At 76.0% G+C, this 5,085-nt stretch carries 6 protein-coding genes; 3 read left to right on the top strand and 3 right to left on the bottom strand.

All coding sequences use genetic code 11. The annotated features are described in order from the left end of the window. Together VFW24_14610 and VFW24_14605 are read right to left on the bottom strand one after the other, a co-directional pair. A partial coding sequence (locus VFW24_14610) for a CoA transferase (protein ID HEX5267994.1) occupies positions 1-330 on the bottom strand: 330 nt, incomplete at its 3' end. Then, on the bottom strand, positions 227-1,318 hold the full coding sequence (locus tag VFW24_14605) for a hypothetical protein (protein ID HEX5267993.1): 1,092 nt from the start codon (positions 1,316-1,318) through the stop codon (positions 227-229). The genes VFW24_14610 and VFW24_14605, both read right to left, overlap by 104 nt. 212 nt (positions 1,319-1,530) lie before the next feature. Here VFW24_14605 and VFW24_14600 point away from each other — a divergent pair, with 212 nt between their 5' ends. From VFW24_14600 to VFW24_14590, 3 genes are all read left to right on the top strand, one after another. Beyond that, positions 1,531-1,950 carry a response regulator transcription factor gene (locus tag VFW24_14600; GenBank protein HEX5267992.1) on the top strand — a complete coding sequence of 140 codons (420 nt, stop codon included), beginning with the start codon at positions 1,531-1,533 and terminating at the stop codon, positions 1,948-1,950. A gap of 76 nt (positions 1,951-2,026) precedes the next feature. Then, positions 2,027-2,662, top strand: a complete 636-nt coding sequence (locus VFW24_14595; protein HEX5267991.1) for an alpha-ketoglutarate-dependent dioxygenase AlkB — start codon at positions 2,027-2,029, stop codon at positions 2,660-2,662. Positions 2,663-2,700: 38 nt separating this feature from the next. Beyond that, positions 2,701-4,203 (top strand): M15 family metallopeptidase, encoded by a 1,503-nt coding sequence (locus tag VFW24_14590; protein HEX5267990.1) that lies wholly within the window; start codon positions 2,701-2,703, stop codon positions 4,201-4,203. A gap of 4 nt (positions 4,204-4,207) precedes the next feature. Here VFW24_14590 and VFW24_14585 read toward each other — a convergent pair. Continuing rightward, on the bottom strand, positions 4,208-5,085 hold an 878-nt coding region (locus tag VFW24_14585; protein HEX5267989.1), incomplete at its 5' end, for a hypothetical protein.

The following is a 5,085-nucleotide window of genomic DNA, read 5'->3' as shown; positions in this document are numbered from 1 at the left end:
GGCGCCGAAGCCGCTGATCGTGGTGACGACCAGACCGGGCCGCCGGGCCCGGACGTCGTCGGCGCTCATGGCGAAGTCGGCGAGCTCACCTCCGCCGACCGTCTCCACCACGACGTCGGCCCGGTCGAGAAGACGGGACAGCTTGTCCCGCCCCGGTGCGCCGGCGGGGTCGGCCACCACGCTGCGCTTGTTGGTGTTGAGGTGGAGGAACGCCCCCGTCCGCTCCCTAAGCGGATCCCCCGTGGGTGCCTCCACCTTGACCACTTCCGCCCCCAGGTCGGCGAACAGCTTTCCCGTGTAGCTGCCCGCCGGCTCCCGCGACAGCTCCACCACTCGTATTCCCGACAGCAGCTGTCGCACCGTGCTTGGCCCCCTTGGCGTCGGTCCCGAGATTACGGACCGCGCTCTTGGCGGCGTGCTTGGCGGCCTTGGGGGAGAGCGCCGGGGCGGCGACGGGCGGGGCCGGCGTGGTGGTCGGGACCGGGAGCAACGAGGAAGCCGACGGGCCTGCCGGCGAAGGTGACGGCGTCGAGGGCACCACCGCCGCCGCCATCACCACGGCATCGGGCGAGGCTTGCGGGCGCCCCGTCCCGGCGCGGGCGGGGGCGCCGGGGCGGGGGGCACCCGCGACCTGGGAGGAGGGAGCCGGCGCCACCGGGGAGGAGGCGGACGGAGCGGACGCGGAACGAGCCGAACCGGAAGGAGCGGGCCGCGGGGCGTGCGGCCCGGAGAAGTTGGGCAGGAGGGCCTCGGGCAGCCCGGGGTGGGCGGCGAACGCCCCGGTCAGCACCACCAGCACCGCCGCCACCACCGGCCCGAGAGGCAGGACCCGCTTGGGGCGCCGGTGCCGGGGCGGGCGGCCCGCCGCCGTCCGCGGCCCCCCGGTAGCGCGCCCGGGCCGGCGGACCGGGCGGTGCCGGTGGGGTGTGATGCGGCGCAGGGAGGCGGCGCGCCGGATCCGCGTCGACCGGCTCGGGCGCAGGGGCGTCCGGGGCGGGACGAAGGCGTCCAGGGGGTCGACGCCGGCGGCGCCGGTGGTGCGCCGGGCGGCCTCGGCCGTGGTCAGGGCGTCGATCAGGGCGTGGAGGCGCGGGGTCGGACCGGTCAGCCGGTCCTCGAGGGTGGCGCGCACCGCCGCCAGGTCGGCGCGGGCCTCGGCGGCGGAAGGGGCGTGGGGCCGCCAGCGCTCCAGGGCGCCGGTCAGCGTGGAGGCGGGGTCGCCGGCCGCGAAGCCGAGAACCGCCACGGTCAGCTCGACCAGGCAATCTCCCGCTCCCGCGGTCAGGTCCAGCCTGGGCGCCCCGTTCGCGGCACGCATCGGGAGCGCGGAGCCGACCACCTGGTCGAAGCCGGCACGCCGGAGCGTCCTGCGGTCTGGTTCCCGAAACCGGGCCTCGTCGATGGGTTCCCCTCCACCGTGCTGCGCTTCCGTGCGACCTGCATGGAATGTCGGAGCCGGTGCTACCTGGCTTGAGAAAACTTCCCACTATTTGTGTTTAGATTGTCACCGTCCGTGGGAATCAGGGGACCATGGTCACTCCTTCCCCTCACGGGCGCTGGCGGGTCCTGGTCGTCGACGACGATCAGGACATCCACCCCCTCATCGAGGTCATGTTCGAGATCGAGGGCCACTTCGAGGTGGTCGGTCACGCCGAGGAGGGAGCCGAGGCCCTCGAGATGGCCGAGCGCCTCCGCCCCGACGCCGTGGTCCTGGACCTGTCGATGCCCGCGGGCCTGGACGGGTGGGAGGCCCTCCCCCGGCTGCGCAGCCTGCTCCCGGACGCGCGCATCGTGGTGCTCTCCAACTTCCCGGAGCTGGTCACGCTGGTCCAGGTGCTGACCGCGGGCGGGGACGCCTACCTGAACAAGGCCTCGGCGTGGGAGCTGGTGCCGGTCCTGGTCCAGCTGCTCGGCAACGGGTCCCGCCGGCCGGTGGGGAGCGCCTGCTGATCCCCGCCGGCGTCAGACGGGCGGCCGCCGGGCCCGGTCGGGAACGACCGTAGGGAGCCAACCGTTGGGACTAGCGATGGAGACCGCCGACCAGCTGATCTGGCAGCCGTCGCTGTTCGGCGCCGAGGAGCCGGCCCCCGACCCGGGCTTCGGGTCCCTCGTGCGGGTAGAGCTGGACGAGGAGTCCTGGCTCGACCATGCGCCCGGGTGGATGGCGGGGGCCGACCGCCTCTTCGCCGAGATCGCCGGGGGCGCCCGGTGGGGGCAGCGGCGCCGGCGCATGTACGACCGGGTCGTCGACGAGCCCCGCCTGACGTCGGGCTGGCGGGCCGGAACCGGCGAGCCGCTGGACCCGGCCCCGCTCGAGGCGGCCCGCCGCGCCCTGTCACAGCGCTACGGGGTGGCGTTCGACTCCGTCGGCATCAACCTCTACCGGGACGGCTCCGACAGCGTGGCCTGGCACCGCGACCGGATCCCGGTCGAGATCGACCGGCCGGTCGTGGCCCTCCTCTCGCTCGGGGAGCCCCGCCGCTTCCTGCTGCGCCCCCACGGCGGCGGGATCTCCCGGGCCCTGATGCTCGGATCGGGGGACCTGCTGGTGACGGGCGGGCAGACCCAGCGCCGCTTCGACCACAGCGTCCCGAAGGTGGCCCGAGCCGGGCCCCGGATGAGCGTGGCCTTCCGCTACGGCGTCCGGATCTACCCGGGATGACCGGTTGGGCCGGCCCGGCGTCGGTAGGGTCGGCCCGGTTGTCCCCCAGGCGAGCTTCCGTGGCGGTGGTGCTGGCGGCGTGCGGCATGGTGGCCGCCGCCTGCGGCGGTCAGGGGGCCCCCGGCGGCTTGGCCGGCGCCGCCGGACCGCACCCCGGCTCCCCCCGCCAACCGGCCCCGCCGGCCCCGAGCCCGGCCGCCGGCCCGCCGATGGCCACGGCACCCGCCACCCCCTCGACCACGGCGGCGCCGGTGGTGGTGGCGGCCGCGCCGCCGCCGGCCAAGCCCTTCGTCACACCCATCCGGGCCACCAACGTCCCGACCCCGGTGCCCGGGCAGACCAACGGGGAGATGGCCGGCTCCGACCTGGTCTGGGTGGCGCCGGACTGCCAGGCCTACACCGGTGCCGCCCCCAGCCTGGGCCTCCTGCTGGCGACGGCCCGGGAGCACGGCGTGCCGCTGGGCTTCCAGGAGTGCTACCGGCCCCTCTCCGACCAGGTGGCGGTCAAGCAGTCGTGGACCCAGGCCGGCAACAGCGCCTGCGCCGCCCCGGTCACGGGCACCCCGGCCGGCAAGCCCAAGGGCACCTCGATGCACGGGTGGGGAAAGGCCGCCGACTTCAGCTACGCGGGCGGCGGGGTGGCGGCGGGCTCGGCGGGGGACCGCTTCCTCGAGGCCAACGCCGGCCGCTTCGGATGGAACCACCCGGGCTGGGCCCGCCCGGGCGGGAGCGCCTGCCCCGAGGCGTGGCACTGGGAGTGGGTGGGGGACGGCGGCACCCAGCGCGACTCCTCGATCCGCGCCGACGTGGTGGCCCTCCTGCCCGCCCCGGGCGGCCGGGGCTACGGATCGGTGACCGGTCTGGGGGCGGTCACGTGGCGGGGGGCGGCCATCCCCGCGGCGGCGGCGCCGGTCCCCTCGGCCCTGGTCGTCGGGGGCGCACCCACCACTGAAGGGAAGGGCTACTGGCTGGTCGGCACCGACGGCGGGGTGTTCACCTCCGGGGATGCCCGCTACTTCGGCTCGTCGGGCGGATCGGTCTCCACCGACCCCGTCGTGGCCCTGGCCGGCAGCGCCGGGGACGACGGGTACTGGGTGACGACGGCGGCGGGGAAGGTCAGCGCCTTCGGGGCGGCCGGCTCCTACGGCTCACCGGCGCGGTCGTCGACGGCGCTGGCCCGGCCGGTGGTGGGAATGGCGGCTTCGCCCGATGGGAGGGGGTACTGGCTGGCGACGGCGGACGGGGGCGTTTTCGCCTACGGGGACGCCCACTTCTACGGCGGCGCCGCCGGCCGGGCCCTGCCGGCGCCGGTCGTGGGGATGGCGGCCGCGCCCGACGGGCGGGGCTACTGGCTGGTGGGCGCCGACGGCTCGGTGTACCCGTTCGGGACGGCCAAGGGGGTGGGGGACGCCGTGAACCAGCCGCTGTTCGAGCCGGTGGTGGGGATCACCGCCGCCCCCGACGGCCACGGCTACTGGCTGGTGGCGGCCGACGGCGGCGTGTTCGCCTACGGCAGCGCCCGCTTCTTCGGCGCCGGCTAGCGCGTCAGACCGGCAGGCAGGCGGCGACCCGCTCGGTCGCCTCGCGCAGCCGGCGGAAGTAGGCGTCGGGAGACAGCCCCAGCCGGCGGGCGGTGGCCTCGTGGCTCGAGACGTGGGCCAGGTAGCCGTGCTCCAGCACCCGGCGCAGCAGGGCGTCCTCGGCCCCGGCCCCGAACGCCCGGTCGAGGGCGCCGTTCAACGTGGCGCGCACCGAGTCGCTGCGCTCGCCCATCGTCGTCCCCTCCGCCAGCGGGCTGCCGGCCAGCACCACCGGGTCGTCCCAGTGGCGCAGGGCGTCGCGCACCGCCTCGGCCGGGAACGGCTCGGGCGTCGGCGGCACCAGGCCCAGCTCGGCGTAGACCACGTCGCGGTAGGCGCCGAGGATCCCGCCCGGTCCCATGTCGGCCACGTGGCACTCATGGGTCTCGGGGCCGAGGGTGGCGTCGAGCCCTTCCACCCGCACGGCCCCGATGGCGGCCGAGAACGCCACCGCCAGCTCCGCTTTGGGGTTGATCGGCAGGTACACGTAGCGCGGGTTGGGCAGTCCCGACCGCCGGATCCCCGCCGCGCCCAGGAGGGCCTGGACCGGCCAGCGCGGATCGCCGCTGAAGTCGTTGGAGGTGCGCCAGAGCACGCCGTTGTCGGTGGGGTCGTTGCTGCGCGCGTACTCGAGCCACGGCCCGAGCACCGGGTCCTCGGCGCACAGGGCGGGGGCCGACTGCACGGTCACCGAGATCATCAGGCCCGCCACCGCCCCGTTGTTGTTGCGCGCCACCCCGACCGCCTCCGGCGCCTCGCGCAGGTAGCGCACGATCCACGCCCACGGTTCGGCATCGCTCGGTTGCGGCCAGAACGGCGCCAAGGCCTCCTCGTCTCCCGGTC

This window comes from Acidimicrobiales bacterium, from assembly GCA_036273495.1.
Classification (GTDB): domain Bacteria; phylum Actinomycetota; class Acidimicrobiia; order Acidimicrobiales; family JAJPHE01; genus DASSEU01.
The sequence above is the reverse complement of the archived record's forward strand: the minus strand, read 5'-3'. Positions and strand labels throughout refer to the sequence as shown.